Annotated in this window: 17 protein-coding genes and 1 riboswitch; of the genes, 12 read left to right on the top strand and 5 right to left on the bottom strand. The window is 71.3% G+C overall.

Annotation, left to right across the window (positions count from 1 at the left end; translation table 11 throughout):
• Nucleotides 1–74: 74 nt before the first annotated feature.
• The 3 genes from glyA to gcvT all read right to left on the bottom strand — a co-directional run bounded on the left by glyA (nt 75) and on the right by gcvT (nt 2949).
• Nucleotides 75–1343, bottom strand: coding sequence for a serine hydroxymethyltransferase (glyA, locus tag ACFYX3_RS18705; protein ID WP_359514662.1), 1269 nt, complete (start codon nt 1341–1343; stop codon nt 75–77).
• A gap of 20 nt (nt 1344–1363) precedes the next feature.
• Nucleotides 1364–1747, bottom strand: a complete 384-nt coding sequence (gene gcvH / locus ACFYX3_RS18700; RefSeq protein ID WP_376588751.1) for a glycine cleavage system protein GcvH — start codon at nt 1745–1747, stop codon at nt 1364–1366.
• Nucleotides 1748–1824: 77 nt separating this feature from the next.
• Complete coding sequence (gene gcvT / locus ACFYX3_RS18695) at nt 1825–2949, bottom strand: glycine cleavage system aminomethyltransferase GcvT (protein WP_388774025.1); 1125 nt, start codon at nt 2947–2949, stop codon at nt 1825–1827.
• A 187-nt stretch (nt 2950–3136) separates the two neighbouring features.
• Nucleotides 3137–3236: riboswitch (glycine riboswitch) on the bottom strand.
• A 163-nt stretch (nt 3237–3399) separates the two neighbouring features.
• Between gcvT and ACFYX3_RS18690 the strand changes: the two genes are divergently transcribed.
• From ACFYX3_RS18690 to ACFYX3_RS18640, 11 genes are all read left to right on the top strand, one after another.
• A complete protein-coding gene (locus tag ACFYX3_RS18690; RefSeq protein WP_382663252.1) occupies nt 3400–4053 on the top strand; it encodes an AAA family ATPase in 654 nt (217 codons plus the stop codon).
• Nucleotides 4054–4234: 181 nt separating this feature from the next.
• Nucleotides 4235–4975: an enhanced serine sensitivity protein SseB gene (locus ACFYX3_RS18685; protein ID WP_382663253.1), complete on the top strand. Its 741-nt coding sequence runs from the start codon at nt 4235–4237 to the stop codon at nt 4973–4975.
• 94 nt (nt 4976–5069) lie between these two features.
• Nucleotides 5070–5858: an enhanced serine sensitivity protein SseB C-terminal domain-containing protein gene (locus ACFYX3_RS18680; protein WP_382663255.1), complete on the top strand. Its 789-nt coding sequence runs from the start codon at nt 5070–5072 to the stop codon at nt 5856–5858.
• 362 nt (nt 5859–6220) lie between these two features.
• A complete protein-coding gene (locus ACFYX3_RS18675; protein WP_376588741.1) occupies nt 6221–7249 on the top strand; it encodes an ABC transporter permease in 1029 nt (342 codons plus the stop codon).
• 110 nt (nt 7250–7359) lie between these two features.
• Nucleotides 7360–9123 carry an ABC transporter substrate-binding protein gene (locus ACFYX3_RS18670; protein ID WP_389014383.1) on the top strand — a complete coding sequence of 588 codons (1764 nt, stop codon included), beginning with the start codon at nt 7360–7362 and terminating at the stop codon, nt 9121–9123.
• 114 nt (nt 9124–9237) lie between these two features.
• Complete coding sequence (locus tag ACFYX3_RS18665; RefSeq protein WP_116158721.1) at nt 9238–10236, top strand: ABC transporter permease; 999 nt, start codon at nt 9238–9240, stop codon at nt 10234–10236.
• The gene (locus ACFYX3_RS18660) at nt 10233–11339 is read left to right on the top strand and encodes an ABC transporter ATP-binding protein (protein ID WP_389014380.1); all 1107 of its coding nucleotides are present in this window, start codon (nt 10233–10235) and stop codon (nt 11337–11339) included. The genes ACFYX3_RS18665 and ACFYX3_RS18660 overlap by 4 nt, the downstream gene beginning before the upstream one ends.
• A gap of 8 nt (nt 11340–11347) precedes the next feature.
• A complete protein-coding gene (locus tag ACFYX3_RS18655; RefSeq protein WP_389014590.1) occupies nt 11348–12601 on the top strand; it encodes a dipeptide ABC transporter ATP-binding protein in 1254 nt (417 codons plus the stop codon).
• A 100-nt stretch (nt 12602–12701) separates the two neighbouring features.
• The gene (locus tag ACFYX3_RS18650; RefSeq protein ID WP_389014377.1) at nt 12702–13379 is read left to right on the top strand and encodes a trimeric intracellular cation channel family protein; all 678 of its coding nucleotides are present in this window, start codon (nt 12702–12704) and stop codon (nt 13377–13379) included.
• A gap of 23 nt (nt 13380–13402) precedes the next feature.
• Nucleotides 13403–14254 (top strand): thioesterase family protein, encoded by an 852-nt coding sequence (locus ACFYX3_RS18645; RefSeq protein WP_389014374.1) that lies wholly within the window; start codon nt 13403–13405, stop codon nt 14252–14254.
• Between the two features lie 360 nt (nt 14255–14614).
• Nucleotides 14615–15778: a cysteine desulfurase family protein gene (locus tag ACFYX3_RS18640; RefSeq protein ID WP_184931308.1), complete on the top strand. Its 1164-nt coding sequence runs from the start codon at nt 14615–14617 to the stop codon at nt 15776–15778.
• Nucleotides 15779–15806: 28 nt separating this feature from the next.
• On the opposite strand, the gene ACFYX3_RS18635 is transcribed toward ACFYX3_RS18640, so the two are convergent.
• On the bottom strand, nt 15807–16481 hold the full coding sequence (locus ACFYX3_RS18635; RefSeq protein WP_389014370.1) for an N-acetylmuramoyl-L-alanine amidase: 675 nt from the start codon (nt 16479–16481) through the stop codon (nt 15807–15809).
• A gap of 61 nt (nt 16482–16542) precedes the next feature.
• On the opposite strand from ACFYX3_RS18635, the gene mnmA reads away from it, so the two are divergent.
• Entirely contained in the window at nt 16543–17655 is a 1113-nt protein-coding gene (mnmA, locus tag ACFYX3_RS18630; RefSeq protein WP_389014367.1) for a tRNA 2-thiouridine(34) synthase MnmA, read from the top strand.
• Here the strand turns inward: mnmA and ACFYX3_RS18625 are convergent.
• On the bottom strand, nt 17652–18212 hold the full coding sequence (locus tag ACFYX3_RS18625) for an alpha/beta fold hydrolase (protein WP_389014364.1): 561 nt from the start codon (nt 18210–18212) through the stop codon (nt 17652–17654). The two genes, mnmA and ACFYX3_RS18625, sit on opposite strands and share 4 nt — an antisense overlap.
• Between the last annotated feature and the right edge of the window lie 38 nt (nt 18213–18250).

Here is an 18250-nt window from a genome sequence, read left to right as displayed (position 1 = left end):
ACCACGCTCACTGTCCAGTGTGCGTGGTGCCCCGGAGCTTCGTCCGAACGAAACCGGAACTAAAGCGTACGAAATTACTTCAGGCCGGGGTACAGCGGGTGCTTCTCCGCCAGAGCGGTCACCCGGGCCTTGAGGGCAGCGGCCTTGTCGGCGTCGAAGCCCGGCTTCAGGGTCTCGGCGATGACGTCGGCGACCTCGGCGAAGTCCTCGGCCTGGAAGCCGCGGGTCGCGAGGGCCGGCGTGCCGATGCGCAGACCGGAGGTGACCATCGGCGGGCGCGGGTCGTTCGGAATGGCGTTCCGGTTGACCGTGATGCCGACCTCGTGGAGACGGTCCTCGGCCTGCTGGCCGTCGAGCTCGGAGTTGCGCAGGTCCACCAGGACCAGGTGCACGTCCGTGCCGCCGGACAGGACGGAGACACCGTGGGCGGTGACGTCGTCCTGGACCAGGCGCTCGGCCAGCGCGCGGGCGCCGTCCAGGGTGCGCTGCTGGCGCTCCTTGAACTCCTCCGAGGCCGCGACCTTGAAGGAGACGGCCTTGGCCGCGATCACGTGCTCCAGCGGGCCGCCCTGGAAACCGGGGAAGACCGCGGAGTTCAGCTTCTTCGCGAACTCCTTCTTCGCCAGGATGATGCCGCCGCGCGGGCCGCCGAGCGTCTTGTGCGTGGTGGAGGTCACCACGTCCGCGTACTCGACCGGGTTCGGGTGCAGACCGGCGGCGACCAGGCCCGCGAAGTGGGCCATGTCGACCCACAGGTAGGCCTCGACCTCGTCGGCGATCCGGCGGAACTCGGCGAAGTCCAGCTGGCGCGGGTAGGCGGACCAGCCCGCGATGATCACCTTGGGGCGGTGCTCCTTGGCGAGGCGCTCGACCTCGGCCATGTCGACCAGACCGGCCTCGTCCACGTGGTACGGGACCACGTTGAACTGCTTGCCGGAGAAGTTCAGGCGCATGCCGTGGGTGAGGTGGCCGCCGTGCGCCAGGTCGAGACCCAGGATCGTGTCGCCGGGCTGGGCGATCGCGAAGAGGGCGGCCTGGTTCGCCGAGGCGCCGGAGTGCGGCTGCACGTTGGCGTACTCGGCGCCGAACAGGTCCTTGATCCGGTCGATCGCGATCTGCTCGGCCACGTCGACGTACTCGCAGCCGCCGTAGTAACGGCGGCCCGGGTAGCCCTCGGCGTACTTGTTGGTGAGGACGGAGCCCTGGGCCTCCATGACCGCGACCGGAGCGAAGTTCTCCGAGGCGATCATCTCGAGGGTGGACTGCTGACGGTGGAGCTCGGCGTCGACGGCGGCGGCGACGTCGGGGTCCAGCTCGTGGAGGGGAGTGTTCAGAAGCGACATGAATCGATCCCTAGGGGGTCTCAGTTCCCGGCGGTGGTGAGCTCGGTGTACTGGTCGATGGAGAGCAGGTCCTTCGGCTCCTCGGAGATCCGGACCTTGAACAGCCAGCCACCCTCGAACGGAGCGGTGTTCACCAGGGACGGGTCGTCCACGACGTCCTGGTTGGCCTCGACGACCTCACCGGAGACGGGGGAGTACAGGTCGCTGACGGACTTGGTCGACTCCAGCTCGCCACAGGTCTCGCCCTCGGTGACGGTCTCGCCGACCTCGGGGAGCTGGGCGTAGACGACGTCACCGAGCGCGTTGGCCGCGAACTCCGTGATGCCGACCGTCGCGACGCCGTCGACGGCCTCCGACAGCCACTCGTGCTCCTTGGTGTAGCTCAGCTGCTGGGGGTTGCTCATGACCTGATTCTCCTGGATCGGGGGAGTGCTGATGAACGTGGGTCTTGCGGGGTGAGACGAGGAGTGAGACGACTTCGTCACTTCTGGCGCTTGTAGAACGGCAGCGCCACGACCTCGTAGGGCTCGTGGGTGCCCCGAATGTCCACACCGACGCCCTCGGTCCCGGGCGTGGCGTGGGCCGCGTCCACGTACGCCATGGCGATCGGCTTTCCGAGGGTCGGGGACGGGGCGCCGGAGGTGACCTCGCCGATGACCACGCCGTCCTTGACGACGGAGAAGCCGGCGCGGGGGACGCGGCGGCCCTCGGCGATCAGGCCGACGAGCTTGCGCGGCGGGGCGGTCTCGGCGCGCTCGGCGGCCTTCTCCAGCGCCTCGCGGCCGACGAAGCGGCCCTCGTTGGTCGTCTTCTCGAACTTCACGACGCGGCCCAGGCCGGCGTCGAAGGGGGTGAGGGCGGTGGTCAGCTCGTGGCCGTACAGCGGCATGCCCGCCTCCAGGCGGAGCGTGTCACGGCAGGACAGGCCGCAGGGGATCAGGCCGACGCCCTCGCCCGCCTCGGTCAGCGCCTTCCAGACGCCCTCGGCGTGCTCGGGCTTCAGGAACAGCTCGAAGCCGTCCTCGCCGGTGTAGCCGGTGCGGGCGATCAGCGCGGGGACGCCGGCGACCGTGCCGGGCAGGCCGGCGTAGTACTTCAGACCGTCCAGGTCGGCGTCGGTGAGCGACTTCAGGATGCCGGGGGACTCCGGGCCCTGGACCGCGATCAGGGCGTACGCGTCACGGTCGTCGCGGACCTCGGCGTCGAAGCCTTCGGAGCGGGCGATCAGGGCGTCGAGGACGACCTGGGCGTTGGAGGCGTTGGCGACGACCATGTACTCCGTCTCGCCGAGGCGGTAGACGATCAGGTCGTCGAGGATGCCGCCGTCCTCCTGGCAGATCATCGTGTAGCGGGCGCGGCCGTTGCCCACGGTCGAGATGTTGCCGACGAGGGCGTGGTCGAGGAGCTCCACGGCCTGCGGGCCCGTGACGGTGATCTCGCCCATGTGGGAGAGGTCGAAGAGGCCGGCCTTGGTGCGGACGGCGTTGTGCTCGTCGCGCTCGCTGCCGTAGCGCAGCGGCATGTCCCAGCCGGCGAAGTCGGTCATGGTCGCGCCCAGCGAACGATGCAGGGCATCGAGGGCGGTCAGACGGGGGGCAGTGCTCATGGGGTGGCTCCCGGGTCCCAAGGGCGTGATCGGTGACGAAAACACATGACGGGCGAGGACGTCCTCCCCATCTGTCATGGAACCTGAGAGGTTCACCGAGGGCATCTCGGCGCCGAGCGATCGGCGCCGAGTGGTCGGCTTGCACCTTGGGTGGGGACACACGGGGTGTCCCGCTTTTCAGATCTGCCTCATCCACGCGGTACGGGGCCTGAGAGATTCAAGGGAGGGTCTTGCTCCTTCGGCGCCCGGACGCGCTCGGCGGTCCGGAACTCTCCCGCGCGGATTCGAGCGGCCGGTATGCGGTTGTGCGGCGACTGTGCGCGCCTGGCGCGCACATCATCGCACGCGGTGTCGGCGGGGCAAATCGCTTGTGCCGCATTACCGTTTCTTTACACTTCTTGGGCAAGGGTCTCCTCAAGTCTCCTGAGGCCCGACAGGGGGAGAGCGACGATGATCCAGCACACCGGCGCATATGCGGCGAGTACCGGCATACCGTCCCAGCGGGCCCGCGCCCGGAGCCGCGGCCGCCTTCTGCGGGACCTGCGCGAGCGCGGCGGCCGCGGCCCCCGCACCCTCACCTTCGCCGCCGGCGACCTCGTCGTCGTCTCCGGGCTGCCCGGCAGCGGCAAGTCCACCCTGATGAAGCGCGCCGCCCAGGGCAGCGGCATCGACTCCCAGGACGCCCGCGAGCGCTGGGAGGCCCGCATGCCGCGCCTCCTCCCGTACGCCGTCTACCGCCCCCTCGTGCGGATCGCCCACTACGCCGGACTGCGCCGCGCCCTGCGCTCCGGCGCGAGCCTGATCGTCCACGACTGCGGCACCCAGTCCTGGGTGCGGGGCTGGCTCGCCCGCGAGGCGCGGCGGCGCGGCCGCGCGCTCCACCTGGTCCTCCTCGACGTCACCCCGGACACCGCGAAGGCCGGCCAGCACGCCCGGGGCCGGGGCGTCTCCGTGTACGCCTTCGCGCGGCACCGGCGGGCCGTCGGCCGGCTCCTGCGGGCCGCCGAGTCCGGCACCCTGCCGCACGGCTGTGCCTCGGCGACCCTCCTCGACCGGGACGCCGCCGACGCCCTCCGCAGGATCGGCTTCCGGCAGGCGGCCTGAGAGGCCTTCCGGCGGGGGCCCGAGAGGCCTTCCGGCGGGCGGTCCGAGAGGCCCCGGAGCGTCCCGCGGGTGTCCCGGGACGCCCGTACCCTTCCCTTCTGGCCACGGCGGTGCCACGGCGGCGTTAGGGTGCTGCCGGGCGGCCGGTGCGGCAGGCCGTGCGAGAAGGGGAAACGCGACCGTGGACGTGACGTGGCCGGGCAACGAGCTGGAAGAGGTCCTTGCCGCCTCCCTGGGCAACCCCGAGGCCGGGGGACGCCTCGTCGAGGTGCTGGGCCGCAGCCAGGTCTGGGTGCCCCTGCCCAACGGCGGCGGCCCCGACAGCCAGGGCCTCGACCTCGCCACCATGGAGATCGAGGGCGCGGCCTTCGTCCCCGTCTTCAGCTCCGAGCAGCAGTTCCTCGCCTGCGTCGGCGACCACATGTCGTACACCGTCGCCCCCGCCCGTGACTTCGCCCGCGGCCTGCCCCCGCAGCTCGGCATCGTCGTGAACCCCGGCGGCACCGTCGGCGTCCCGCTGCCCCCGCCCGCCGTCGCCGAGCTCTGCCGCGTCGGCCGCACCCCGCTCGACGGCCCCGCCAGCGGCGGCCGCGTCCGGCTCTTCGAGCCCGACTGGCAGGACGACCCGGTCGACTTCCTCGCCGCCGCCTCCGCCGAGTTCGAGGCCATCGGCACCGTCGCCTCCGCCCGCCGCGCCCTCGCCAGCGTCGAGGGCACCGAACCGGCCCTCTTCATCGGCGTCCAGCTCTCCCACTGGGAGGGCGCCGACCGCACCGCGCCCCTGGACGCCCTCGGCCGCGCCCTCGGCAAGGTCGAGGTCGCCTGGCCGGTCAACCTCATCCTGCTCGACATGGCGCAGGACCCGGTCGGCGACTGGATGCTGGAGCGGGTGCGCCCCTTCTACCAGCGCGCCGCCGTGTGACCGGCCCCCTGTTTAAGCTGAACTGACCGAGTCGCTGAACTGACCGCGTCGCTGGAAGACGTACGTGGTGGACGGAAGAGGGGCGGGACCCAGGGTGAGCACGACCGCTGCGGCCGGGGGACAGGTCGAGCACACGCTGCGCCAGGTGGCACCCGGACGCTACGACGCGTACGAACAGTTGCTGCACGCCCTCGCCGACGGCGAGCTCTGGATGCTGCTGTGGCAGGGCGCCCCGGGCTCCCCCGACGCCCAGTACGGGAACATGGAGGTCGACGGCTTCGGCTACGCACCCTGTGTGACCTCCGCCCAGGAGCTCGCCGCCTCCGGCTGGAACCGCGCCCACGAGCTCGTCACCGGCCGCGACATCGCCCGCGCCCTCTATCCCGACCGCTGGGGCGTCTGGCTCAACCCGCACGCCCCCGGCGGCGGCGTCGGCATCCCGTGGGCCGACCTGCGCCGGATCGCCACCGGTCTGGACCGGATGCCCGCCGGGCCGCTGCGCGTCACCGAGCCCGCCCTGGAGATCCCGCAGTTCTACGCCCTGCTCACGCAGAACGCCCACCGCACCCCGGCCGTCCGCGCGCTGCGCCGCGGTTGGGTGCAGCCGGCGATCGGCTCCCCGTACCTCGCCATCGGTCTCGACCTGTACGACACGTCCCCGGCGGCCGTCGACCACGTCCGCTCGATGATGCGCCAGTCGATCGGCGCCGTCCCCGACGGACTGCCCGTCTCGACGGTCGCGCTCTCCGACGCGTACGACCCGGTGGCGCTGTGGCTGCGGGCGAACGCGCGCCCGTTCTACGACCGCGAGGCGCACGCCGGGCGCGGCTCGGCCGCCGTACCGGGGTACGGATACCCGCCGCCGGCCCCGTCCGGATACTGAGACGTCCCTCGTGTCCCACTTGTCGGCAAAGGCCTCCGGAGTCCGCTCCGGAGGCCTTCGTTCACCCCAATTCGACAGCTCGCGACACCAGTTGAGCGACATGTCCGATTGAGGGGGAGAGGGCCCCGGTTGGTCCGCTCACGTGATCACGGCGTCCGGATAACGGAAGTCGCAGCACCGCATCACGTTTGAGCAAACATTGCCCGTCAGGTCTGGCGGGTGATCGCAAGCGCGTTGAAGACTCCCCGGAACACAGGACGTTCGGCTCCTTTCGAGCCGGTGTCCAGCAGGTTGTTCCACCGAGCCGCTACCCGCGGCGGGCAAGGGCCGGCTACCGGCGGCCGAGAGGGGTCCTCACCACGATGACGGCACCACTGCACGAGGCGAGTGCGGGCGAGGCGACCGCCACCGTCGACGGCGCGCCCGACGCATCCGGCACTCCGGGCAATTCCGGCACGGGCGGCAAGGCGATCGAGGGGCGCTCGCCCTGGAAGATCGCCTGGACCCGCCTCAAGCGCGACAAGCTGGCCCTCGCGGGCGCGTTCGTCGTCCTCTTCCTGATCCTCGTCGCGATCTTCGCGCCGGTCATCGTGAGTCTCCTGGGCCACCCGCCGGACGAGTTCCACGAGGACCAGATCGACCCGCTGTTCGGCACGCCGATCGGCTCCTGGGGCGGCGTCAACGGCGACTTCCTCTTCGGCGTCGAGCCGGTCAACGGCCGCGACGTCTTCAGCCGGATCGTCTACGGCGCCCGGATCTCGCTGCTCGTCGCCTTCCTGGCGGCGGTCTTCGCGGTCTTCCTCGGCACCGTCCTCGGCGTCATCGCGGGCTACTTCGGCGGCTGGGTCGACGCGGCCCTCAGCCGGATCATGGACGTGATGCTCGCGTTCCCGCAGCTGCTCTTCACGATCGCCCTGGTCTCGGTGCTGCCCAACGAGTTCCTCGGTCTGGACGGATCGGGCGTCCGCATCGCCGCGCTCGTCGTGGTGATCGGCTTCTTCGGCTGGCCGTACGTCGGCCGCATCGTCCGGGGGCAGACCCTCTCGCTGCGCAACCGCGAGTACGTCGAGGCCGCCCAGAGCCTGGGCGCCGGCCGCTTCTACATCCTGCGCCGCGAGCTGCTGCCCAACCTGATCGCCCCGATCATGGTCTACGCGACCCTGATGATCCCCACCAACATCCTCACCGAAGCGGCGCTCAGCTTCCTCGGCGCGGGTGTGAAGCCTCCCACCGCTTCCTGGGGCCAGATGCTGTCGACGGCCATCACCACCTACGAGTCGGACCCCCTGTTCATGGTGATCCCCGGCCTCGCGATCTTCATCACCGTTCTGGCGTTCAACCTCTTCGGCGACGGCGTGCGTGACGCGCTCGACCCGAAGGGCTCCCGCTGACCGTTCGCCGACGACACGCAAGACCCGCCCCTGCCGCTGGCGACAGGAGGCCCATCCCCAATCGGCGGACCGCCGTAACGGCCGCCACTATCCCGGAGGTTGCTGGACCCATGCTGAAGAGCTCTCAGCGCAGAATCGCCGCGGGCGCGCTGCTTGCCGCGGCCACGATGGTCGTCACGACCGCGTGTGGCGGCGGCGACGGCGACGGTGGCAGCAAGGGCGCGGCCGGCGCGGCCGGCTTCAACGCCGCGGTGAACAAGGTAGCCAACGCCTCCGACAAGAAGGGCGGCGAGCTGAAGTTCATCGGCTCGCAGGAGGCCGACTCGTGGGACCCGCAGCGCGGCTACTACGGCTTCGTGTGGGACTTCGCCCGCTACTACACCCGCCAGCTCGTCTCCTTCAAGGCCGTGCCGGGTGCCGAGTCCACGGAGCTGGTCCCGGACCTCGCCACCGACGCCGGCAAGGTCTCGGCCGACGGCCTCACCTACACGTTCACGCTGAAGGACGGCGTGACGTGGGAGGACGGCAAGCCGATCACCTCCAAGGACATCAAGTACGGCATCGAGCGCATCTGGGCCCAGGACGTCATCTCCGGCGGCCCGATCTACCTGCAGCAGGTCCTCGACCCCAAGGGCGAGTACAAGGGTCCGTACAAGGACACCTCCGCGGACAAGCTCGGCCTGAAGGCGATCGAGACCCCGGACGACAAGACCATCATCTTCAAGCTGCCGGTCGCCAACGGTGACTTCCTGCAGATGCTGGCCATGCCCGCCGCCTCCCCGGTCCGCCAGGACAAGGACACCAAGGCCAAGTACGGCCTGAAGCCCTTCTCCTCCGGCCCGTACAAGTGGCAGTCGTACACGCCGAACAAGTCGATGAAGCTCGTCCGCAACGACAAGTGGGACGCGAAGAGCGACACGATCCGCAAGGCGCTCCCGGACACCATCAGCGTCACGTTCACCACGAACGCCGACGACATGGACAACCGTCTGGTCGAGGGCGAGTACGACCTCGACCTCAACGCGACGGGTGTCGGCGCCGCCGCCCGCCAGAAGGTGCTCCAGCAGCACAAGGGCAACGTCGACAACCCGCAGACGGGCTTCATCCGCTACGCGGTCTTCCCGCAGACGGTGATCTCCAACGTCGAGTGCCGCAAGGCCATCATCTACGCGGCCGACTCCAAGTCCCTGCAGACCGCCCGTGGTGGCCCGCAGGCCGGTGGCGACATCGCCACCAACATGCTGCCGCCGGCGATCAAGGGTGCCGACCCGAAGGCCGACCCGTACGGCAAGCTCGCGGGCGCCCCCGACCTGGCCAAGGCCAAGGAGGCGCTGAAGAAGTGCGGTAAGCCGAACGGCTTCAAGACCACGATCGCGGTCCGCAACAACAAGAAGATCGAGATCGCGACCGCCGAGTCCCTCCAGCAGTCGCTGAAGGCCGTCGGCATCGACGCCCAGATCGACCAGTTCGACGGCGCCCAGACCTCCGGCATCATCGGTTCGCCGAAGGTGGTCAAGGAGAAGGGCTACGGCATCATCATCATGGGCTGGGGCGCCGACTTCCCGACCGGCCAGGGCTTCCTCCAGCCGCTGGTCGACGGCCGCTTCATCCTGCAGAGCGGTAACAACAACTTCTCCGAGCTGAACGACAAGGCCATCAACGGCCTGTTCGACCAGGCGCTGAAGGAGACCGACCCGACCAAGGCCGGCGAGCTCTACAAGCAGATCAACACGAAGGTGTCGGAGGCCGCGGTCTACCTGCCCTTCACCCACGAGAAGAACATCATCTGGCGCAGCTCCCGGCTGACCAACGTCTACACGGCGGACGCCTACAACGGCCGCTACGACTACGCGTCGCTCGGCGTCGTCAAGTAATCCGACCCGCTTCACCGGCGCACCACCCGCCGCCAGGTCCGAAGGGCAGGTGATGGCCGACGGCGGCGGCCGGGGAACCCGATCGGGATCCCCGGCCGCCGCCCGGCCGACCGCATGCTTGCATACATAATCCGACGGCTCTTCTCAGTCGTCGTGATGCTGCTCGTCGTCACACTGGTGACGCTCAGCATCTTCTTCCTCATCCCCAAGATGACCGGCAGTGATCCTGCCGCGATGTTCGTCGGCAAGCAGGCGGATCCGGCTTCCATCGAGGCCATCCGGCAGAAGCTGGGCCTGGGCGATCCGATCCTGGTGCAGTTCTGGCACTTCGTCTCGGGCATCTTCGTCGGCCGCGACTACACCGGCGGCGGCGACACGATCCACTGCGCCGCGCCCTGCTTCGGCTACTCGTTCCGCACCGAGCAGGACGTCTGGACGATGCTGACCGACGCCTTCCCGGTCACCCTGTCCATGGTCCTCGGCGCCGCCGTGCTGTGGCTGGTGCTCGGCGTCACCACGGGCGTGGTCTCCGCGCTCAAGCGGGGCACGATCGTCGACCGCGCGGCGATGATCACCGCGCTCGCCGGCGTCTCGCTCCCCATCTTCTTCACCGCCATGCTCTCCATGCTCGTCTTCCGCACGCAGCTGGGCTGGCTCAAGTCCTCGTACACCCCGATCACCGAGTCCTTCGGCGGCTGGTTCGGCGGCCTGCTCCTTCCCTGGGTCACCCTCGCCTTCCTGTACGCGGCGATGTACGCGCGCCTCACCCGCGCCACCATGCTGGAGGTCCTCGGTGAGGACTACATCCGCACCGCGCGGGCCAAGGGCCTGCCGGAGTCGGTCGTGCTCGGCAAGCACGCCATGCGCTCCACCATGACCCCCATCCTGACCATCTTCGGCATGGACCTCGGCGCCCTCGTCGGCGGCGCGATCCTGACCGAGACCGCGTTCAGCCTTCCGGGCCTCGGGCAGGCGGCCTACCGGGCCGTCAGCGAGCGGGACCTGCCGCTGATCCTGGCGGTCACGCTCATCACGGCTGCCGCCGTGGTCATCGCCAACCTCGTGGTGGACCTTCTGTACGCGGTGATCGACCCCCGAGTGAGGCTCGCATGACGGACAACCTGACGAAGACCGGTGCGGCGGTCGGCGAGCCCGTCGACACCGGGAAGTCCGCCCCCGGCGACGCCTTCCTCGACGTCCGCGACCTGAAGATCCACTTCCCGACCGACGACGGTCTGGTCAAGTCGGTCGACGGCCTCAGCTTCCAGCTGGAGAAGGGCAAGACCCTCGGCATCGTGGGCGAGTCCGGCTCCGGCAAGTCGGTCACCTCGCTCGGCATCATGGGCCTGCACACCGTCGGCCAGTACGGCCGGCAGAAGGCGAAGATCTCCGGCGAGATCTGGCTGAACGGGCGCGAGCTCCTCTCCGGCGACCCGGAAGAGGTCCGCAAGATGCGCGGCCGCGAGATGGCGATGATCTTCCAGGACCCGCTGTCCGCGATGCACCCGTACTACACGGTCGGCCACCAGATCGTGGAGGCGTACCGCGTCCACCACGACGTGGACAAGAAGGCGGCGAAGAAGCGGGCCGTCGAACTCCTCGACCGGGTCGGCATCCCCGAGCCCGCCAAGCGGTTCGACAACTACCCGCACGAGTTCTCCGGCGGTATGCGCCAGCGCGCGATGATCGCCATGGCGCTCGTCAACAACCCCGAGCTCCTCATCGCCGACGAGCCCACCACGGCGCTCGACGTGACGGTCCAGGCCCAGATCCTCGACCTGATGCGCGACCTCCAGAAGGAGTTCGGCTCCGCGGTCATCATCATCACGCACGACCTCGGCGTCGTCGCCGAGCTCGCCGACGACATCCTCGTGATGTACGGCGGGCGCTGCGTCGAGCGCGGACCGGCCGAGTCCGTCTTCTACGAGCCGCAGCACCCCTACACCTGGGGCCTGCTCGGCTCGATGCCGCGGATCGACCGCGAGCAGACCGAGCGGCTCATCCCGGTCAAGGGCAACCCGCCCAGCCTCATCAACGTCCCCAGCGGCTGCGCCTTCAACCCGCGCTGCCCGTACGCGGACGTCCCCAAGGGCGGTATCACGCGCACCCAGCGCCCGGAGCTGACGCTCGTCGGAGAGCGCCATCACTCCGCCTGCCACATGCCGCAGGAGGAGCGCACCCGCATCTGGACCGAAGAGATTGCGCCGAAGCTGTGAGCGAGACTATGGAACCCCTCCTCAAGGTCACCGGCCTGCAGAAGCACTTCCCCATCCGGAAGGGCCTGCTCCAGCGCCAGACCGGTGCGGTCAAGGCGGTCGACGGCCTCGACTTCGAGGTCTACCCCGGTGAGACCCTCGGCGTCGTCGGCGAGTCCGGCTGCGGCAAGTCCACGATGGGCCGGCTGATCACGCGTCTGCTCGAACCCACCGGCGGGAAGATCGAGTTCCAGGGCACGGACATCTCGCACCTCGGGGTGTCGGGCATGCGTCCGCTGCGCCGGGACGTCCAGATGATCTTCCAGGACCCGTACGGCTCGCTGAACCCGCGCCACACGGTCGGCTCGATCGTCTCGGCCCCCTTCAAGCTCCAGGGCGTCGAGCCCGAGGGCGGCGTGAAGAAGGAGGTCCAGCGCCTGCTCGGCCTGGTCGGCCTGAACCCCGAGCACTACAACCGCTACCCGCACGAGTTCTCCGGCGGCCAGCGCCAGCGCATCGGCATCGCCCGTGCCCTGGCCCTCAAGCCGAAGCTCGTCGTCGCGGACGAGCCGGTCTCCGCCCTGGACGTCTCCATCCAGGCGCAGGTGGTCAACCTCCTGGACGACCTCCAGGAGGAGCTGGGCCTCACCTACGTGTTCATCGCGCACGACCTCTCGGTCGTCCGGCACGTCTCGGACCGCATCGCGGTGATGTACCTCGGCAAGATCGTCGAGCTCGCCGACCGCAAGTCCCTGTACGAGTCCCCGATGCACCCGTACACCAGGGCCCTGATGTCCGCGGTCCCGATCCCGGACCCGCGCCGCAAGGGCGTCAAGGGCGAGCGCATCCTGCTCAAGGGCGACGTCCCGTCCCCGATCGCCCCGCCGGCGGGCTGCCGCTTCCACACCCGCTGCTGGAAGGCCACGGAGGTCTGCAAGACCCAGGAGCCCCCGCTCCTGGAACTCCGCCCGGGCCAGCGCGTGGCGTGCCACCACCCGGAGAACGCGGAGGCGGTGACGATCCCGTCGGCGCGCGAGTCGGTGGAGGTCACGATCACGAAGGCCCCGGAGACGCCGGAGGCGCCCGAGTCGACTCCGGAGCCCGAGTCGGAGGCCCCGGCCTCGGCCGAGGCCCCGGAGTCCACGGAGCCGGCGAAGGCCCCGGAGCAGGCTGACGCCCCGGAGTCGGGGGAGTCGGCCGAGGCCGCGGAGTCGACGGAGGCCCCGGAAGGGGCCGAGCCGGTCTCCAAGCCGGCTGCGAAGGACGACGCCGCAGGGGAGTGACCCCCGGGCACCAGACCGGAGGCCCCCGCCGTCATGCGACGGCGGGGGCCTCCGGTCTCCCCGGGTCTTCCCCCACCGGAACAACCGGAACAATGGGGGCGTGCTCCACGAATTGTTCACCCCCTCCGTCCAACACGCCCTCGACCTCGTCGGCATCTTCGTCTTCGCCATCTCCGGCGCCCTCCTCGCCGTCCGCAAGAACTTCGACGTCTTCGGCATCGCCGTCCTCGCCGAGGTCACCGCGCTCGGCGGCGGTCTCTTCCGCGACCTGGTCATCGGCGCAGTACCCCCCGCCGCGTTCACCGATCTCGGCTACTTCCTGATGCCGCTGGTCGCGGCGGGCCTCGTCTTCTTCCTGCACCCGGAGGTCGAGCGCACCCAGACCGCGGTGAACGTGTTCGACGCGGCCGGTCTCGGCCTGTTCTGCGTGACGGGGACGACGAAGGCGTACGACTACGGCCTCGGCCTCACCTCCTCCGCCGTGCTGGGCCTCGCGACGGCCGTCGGCGGCGGTGTGCTGCGGGACGTGCTCGCGAACGAGGTGCCGTCGCTGCTGCGCTGGGACCGGGACCTGTACGCCGTCCCGGCGATCGTGGGCGCGACGATGGTCGTGCTGTGCATCCGGTTCGACGCGCTCAACGCGTTCACGAGCGGCGCCGCCGTCCTGACCGCCTTCGTGCTCCGCCTGCTCGCGATGCGCTTCCACTGGCGGGCGCCCCGCGCCTGGAACCGCCGTTCCTCCGCACGCGAGGAGCCGGAAAAAGCTACCGCTCAGTAGCTAGCTGCGGTACCGTCGAAAACATGAGCACGAGCACCGAGACGGCGACCACCGCTGCGTACGAGTTCGACCGCGACACCGCCGTCATCCTCCGGGAACCCGGCGTCTACGACGCCGACCTCTCCGCCGGCTGGACGATCATCCACGCCGTCAACGGCGGCTACCTCCTCGCCCTGCTCGGCCGCGCCCTCGGCGACCACCTGCCGCACCCGGACCCGTTCACGATCTCGGCGCACTACCTGACGCCGTCCGTGCCGGGCCCGGCGGTGATCCGGACGGAGACCGTCCGAACCGGCCGGACGCTCTCCACGGGCACGGCGTCGCTCTTCCAGTACGCCGAGGACGGCACCGAGGTGGAGCGCATCCGCGTCCTCGCCTCGTACGGAGACCTCGACGCGCTCCCGGACGACGTCCGCACCACGGCGACGCCGCCGGCGATGGCGGCCGTCGAGAACTGCTTCAGCGCGGCGGACAACCCGGCCCCGAGGATCCCCGGCTCCTCGGCGATCGCGGACCGGCTCGACCTCCGGCTCGACCCGTCCTGCGTGGGCTGGGCGCTCGGAGCGCCGTCCGGGAAGGGCGAGATGCGGGCCTGGTTCGGCCTGGCGGACGGGCGCGAGCCGGACGCCCTGTCGCTGCTGCTCGCGGTGGACGCGCTGCCGCCGACGTCGTTCGAGCTGGGCCTGCAGGGCTGGACGCCGACGGTCGAACTGACCACCCACGTCCGCTGCCGCCCGGCCCCCGGCCCGCTCCGGGTCTCCATCACGACCCGCAACCTGGCGGGCGGCTTCCTGGAGGAGGACGCGGAGGTCTGGGACACGGCGAACCGCCTGGTGGCCCAGTCCCGCCAACTGGCCCGAGCCCCGCGCACCTGACCCACCGGGACGGCGCCCCCGGCCCGCCCGTTGTGGGCAATCGTTCCGCCGGGGCGAGGGGGTCCCCCCTGCTCGAGCGAAGCCGAGAGCTCGGGGGAGGGTGGGCACACGGGACGGCGCCCTTCAGCGGCGCCTCCGCGTTCCGCGCCTGGACCCGCACCACGAGCGCGCTGTGCACGGGGTGCGGGTCAGGGCGCGGAGGCCTCCGGCGCCGGCAGGCGCGGGTCCGTTGTGCCCACCCGTTCCGCCCCGGCGGAACGATTGCCCACAACCGGGCGCGGCTGAGAACCGACCCCGGGGCGCGGCGGAAACAGGCCGGGCGCCGGGCGCCGCAGGCCGGGCTCGTAGAATCGACCCACCATGGCTTACCTCGACCACGCCGCGACCACGCCCATGCTGCCCGAGGCGATCGAGGCGATGACCGCCCAGCTCGCCGTCACGGGCAACGCCTCCTCCCTGCACGCCGCCGGCCGCCGTGCCCGGCGGACCGTCGAGGAGGGGCGCGAGACGCTCGCCGCCGCGCTCGGCGCGCGGCCGAGCGAGGTCGTCTTCACCTCCGGCGGCACGGAGGCGGACAACCTCGCCGTGAAGGGCCTGTACTGGGCCCGCCGCGACGCCGACCCCCGCCGTACCCGCGTCCTGGCCAGCCCGGTCGAGCACCACGCCGTCCTGGACGCCGTCGACTGGCTGGCCACGCACGAGGGCGCCCAGGTCGAGTACCTGCCCGTCGACCGCCACGGCCGCGTCCACCCGGACGCGCTCCGCGAGGCGATCGCCCGCGACCCGGAGTCCGTGGCCCTGGCCACCGTCATGTGGGCGAACAACGAGATCGGCACGATCATGCCGGTCCGTGAACTCGCCGACGCCGCCGCCGAGTTCGGCGTCCCCCTGCACGCGGACGCCGTCCAGGCCGTCGGCCAGGTCCCGGTCGACTTCGCCGCCTCCGGGCTCGCCGCGATGACCGTCTCCGGCCACAAGATCGGTGGCCCGTACGGCATCGGCGCCCTGCTCCTGGGCCGCGAGCACACCCCCGTCCCGGTCCTGCACGGCGGCGGCCAGGAGCGGCACGTCCGCTCCGGCACCCTCGACGTGCCCGCCGTCGCCGCCTTCGCCGTCGCCGCGCGGCTCGCCGCCGAGCGGCAGGAGGAGTTCGCCCGCGAGGTCGGCGCCCTGCGAGACGAGCTCGTCACCGCCGTGCGGGCGCTCGTCCCCGACGCGATCCTCGGCGGCGACCCCGTCGAGCGGCTCCCCGCCAACGCCCACTTCACCTTCCCCGGCTGCGAGGGCGACTCGCTGCTCCTGCTGCTCGACGCGGCCGGCATCGCCTGCTCCACCGGCTCCGCCTGCACCGCCGGCATCGCCCAGCCCAGCCACGTCCTGCTCGCCACCGGCACCGACCCGGACCTGGCCCGGGGCACCCTGCGCTTCTCGCTCGGCCACACCTCCACGAAGGAGGACGTGGCGGCGGTCGCGCAGGCGATCGGCCCGGCCGTGGAACGGGCGAGGACCGCCGGCCTCAGCTGACCGAGCGCCGGGCCTCGCCCCCCTGGGCTCAGCCGATCGCCGCCCGCGCCCTCCGTACGAGCCCCATGTACCGGTCCCAGTCCCAGTGGGGGCCGGGATCGGTGTGGTCCGTGCCGGGTACCTCCACGTGGCCGATGACGTGCTCCCGGTCCACGGGTATCCCGTACCGCGCGCATATGTCGGCCGTGAGCCGCGCCGAGCCCTCGTACATCGCCGCCGTGAAGTCCTGCGGCCGGTCGACGAAGCCCTCGTGCTCGATGCCGATGCTCCGCTCGTTCATGTCGCGGTTCCCGGCGTGGAAGGCGACGTCGAGCTCGCGGATCATCTGCGCCACATGACCGTCCTTGCGGACCACGTAGTGCGCGGCGGCCCCGTGCGCCGGGTCCTTGAAGACCTTCAGGGCGGACGCGTAGCTCCCCTGGACGACATGGATCACGACCCGGTCGATCACGTAGTCGTCCGGCCGGTCGGCCCGCCGCCAGTTCGCGCGCGACGCCGACGTCCACTCGGCGCCCTTGTGGTCGAGCTCTCCCTCGACCCGCTTCTTCTCCATCCCCGGCAGCCGCCAGTACAGGCGCCCCAGCTCGTCCCTGGCCAGCGCGACCGTGCCCACCGCGGCGGCCGCACCGCCGATCAGCACGGCCCGCCGCCCCATCCGACGACTGCCCGCACCGGTCCCCGCGCCCTTCGACTCACTCCCCATGTCACGGAGAACGCCGACGACCGCGACCGCGGTTCCCGGCGCCCCGTACCCTGGGGGGGCTATGACTAAGACTCTCCGTGTTCTCGCCGCCATGTCGGGCGGCGTGGACTCCGCCGTCGCCGCCGCCCGAGCCGCCGAAGCCGGTCACGACGTCACCGGCGTGCACCTGGCCCTCTCCGCGAACCCGCAGTCGTTCCGTACGGGAGCGCGCGGCTGCTGCACGATCGAGGACTCGCGCGACGCGCGCAGGGCGGCCGACGTCATCGGCATCCCCTTCTACGTGTGGGACCTCGCCGAGCGGTTCCGCGAGGACGTCGTCGACGACTTCGTCGCGGAGTACGAGGCGGGCCGCACCCCCAACCCGTGCCTGCGCTGCAACGAGAAGATCAAGTTCGCGGCGCTCCTCGACAAGGCGCTCGCCCTCGGCTTCGACGCGGTCTGCACCGGCCACTACGCCACCGTCGTCCTGAACGAGGACGGCACCCGCGAGCTGCACCGGGCCTCCGACATGGCCAAGGACCAGTCGTACGTCCTCGGTGTCCTCGACGAGAAGCAGCTCGCGCACGCGATGTTCCCGCTCGGCGACACCCTCACCACCAAGGACGAGATCCGGGCGGAGGCCGAGCGGCGCGGGCTCGCGGTCGCGAAGAAGCCCGACAGCCACGACATCTGCTTCATCGCCGACGGCGACACCCAGGGCTTCCTGGCGACCCGCCTGGGGAAGGCCGAGGGCGACATCGTCGACGAGGCCGGAACCAAGCTCGGCACCCACGAGGGTGCGTACGGCTTCACCATCGGCCAGCGCAAGGGCCTGCGGATCGGGCACCCGGCCGCGGACGGCAAGCCCCGCTACGTCCTCGACATCTCGCCCGTGAACAACACGGTGACCGTCGGCCCCGCCGAGGCCCTCGACGTCACCGCCCTCACCGCGATCAAGCCCCGCTGGTGCGGCACCGCCCCCGAGGGCCCCGGCCGCTACACGGCCCAGCTCCGCGCCCACGGCGGCGAGACGCCGGTGAGCGCGGCGATGGAGGACGGCGAGCTGAAGGTCGTCTTCGACGAGCCGGTCCGCGGCGTCGCCCCCGGCCAGGCGATCGTCCTGTACGACGACACGCGCGTGGTGGGCTCGGCGACGATCGCGACGACCACGCGCCGTACGGCCGCGACCGCCTAGACCGTCTCGTCGAGGAACTCCTCCAGGACCGGCGCCAGGACGTGCGGGGCCACCTCGTGCGTCTGGCCCGTCAGGGTGCGGTGCCGGGCCCGGGGGAGTGCCGCCGTCAGGGCGCGGGCCGCGTGCCGGGTCTCCACCGGGCTCGCGCCCCCGTCGACGACGAGCACGCGCGCGTGGACCGCCGCCACGAGCCCGTCCGCGAGGGGTTCGGGCTCGTACACCGACACCGTGTCCACCGGCAGTCCGGCCGCGGCCCCCGCGAGCGCGAGGGCACCGCCCGTCTCCGTGCCGTGCACCGCCGCCCCCGGCCCCGCCGCCCCCAGGACGGCCGCCAGGTCCTCGATCTCCCGCTCCACCGAGGCCGGCCCGCGCCGCTCGTACGTCACGACGGAGAAGCGCCGGGCGAGCAGCCCGGCGAGCGCCCGCCCGCTCCCGCCGGCGCCGCCGACCAGGACGACGGCCCGCCCGTCCCCGTACCGCTCGTACGGGATCTCCGTACCGTCCCGCGACACGACCCGGCCCCGGACCCCGCTCATCGTGGTGCTTACCTCGTCCATGGCAGTGCAGACCGGAGCCCCCGCCGGAACTCATCGCC

Origin of the sequence: Streptomyces sp. NPDC002463, from assembly GCF_042889835.1 — a bacterium.
Taxonomy (GTDB): Bacteria; Actinomycetota; Actinomycetes; order Streptomycetales; family Streptomycetaceae; genus Streptomyces; species Streptomyces nymphaeiformis.
The sequence above is the reverse complement of the archived record's forward strand: the minus strand, read 5'-3'. Positions and strand labels throughout refer to the sequence as shown.

Excerpts from the sequence above, each read along its gene's own strand:
- glyA (WP_359514662.1), bottom strand. The coding sequence starts at position 1,343 with ATGTCGCTTCTGAACACTCCCCTCCACGAGCTGGACCCCGACGTCGCC.
- gcvH (WP_376588751.1), bottom strand. The coding sequence starts at position 1,747 with ATGAGCAACCCCCAGCAGCTGAGCTACACCAAGGAGCACGAGTGGCTG.
- gcvT (WP_388774025.1), bottom strand. The coding sequence starts at position 2,949 with ATGAGCACTGCCCCCCGTCTGACCGCCCTCGATGCCCTGCATCGTTCG.
- ACFYX3_RS18690 (WP_382663252.1), top strand. The coding sequence starts at position 3,400 with ATGATCCAGCACACCGGCGCATATGCGGCGAGTACCGGCATACCGTCC.
- ACFYX3_RS18675 (WP_376588741.1), top strand. The coding sequence starts at position 6,221 with ATGACGGCACCACTGCACGAGGCGAGTGCGGGCGAGGCGACCGCCACC.
- ACFYX3_RS18670 (WP_389014383.1), top strand. The coding sequence starts at position 7,360 with ATGCTGAAGAGCTCTCAGCGCAGAATCGCCGCGGGCGCGCTGCTTGCC.
- ACFYX3_RS18665 (WP_116158721.1), top strand. The coding sequence starts at position 9,238 with ATGCTTGCATACATAATCCGACGGCTCTTCTCAGTCGTCGTGATGCTG.
- ACFYX3_RS18660 (WP_389014380.1), top strand. The coding sequence starts at position 10,233 with ATGACGGACAACCTGACGAAGACCGGTGCGGCGGTCGGCGAGCCCGTC.
- ACFYX3_RS18655 (WP_389014590.1), top strand. The coding sequence starts at position 11,348 with ATGGAACCCCTCCTCAAGGTCACCGGCCTGCAGAAGCACTTCCCCATC.
- ACFYX3_RS18645 (WP_389014374.1), top strand. The coding sequence starts at position 13,403 with ATGAGCACGAGCACCGAGACGGCGACCACCGCTGCGTACGAGTTCGAC.
- ACFYX3_RS18640 (WP_184931308.1), top strand. The coding sequence starts at position 14,615 with ATGGCTTACCTCGACCACGCCGCGACCACGCCCATGCTGCCCGAGGCG.
- ACFYX3_RS18635 (WP_389014370.1), bottom strand. The coding sequence starts at position 16,481 with ATGGGGAGTGAGTCGAAGGGCGCGGGGACCGGTGCGGGCAGTCGTCGG.
- mnmA (WP_389014367.1), top strand. The coding sequence starts at position 16,543 with ATGACTAAGACTCTCCGTGTTCTCGCCGCCATGTCGGGCGGCGTGGAC.
- ACFYX3_RS18625 (WP_389014364.1), bottom strand. The coding sequence starts at position 18,212 with ATGGACGAGGTAAGCACCACGATGAGCGGGGTCCGGGGCCGGGTCGTG.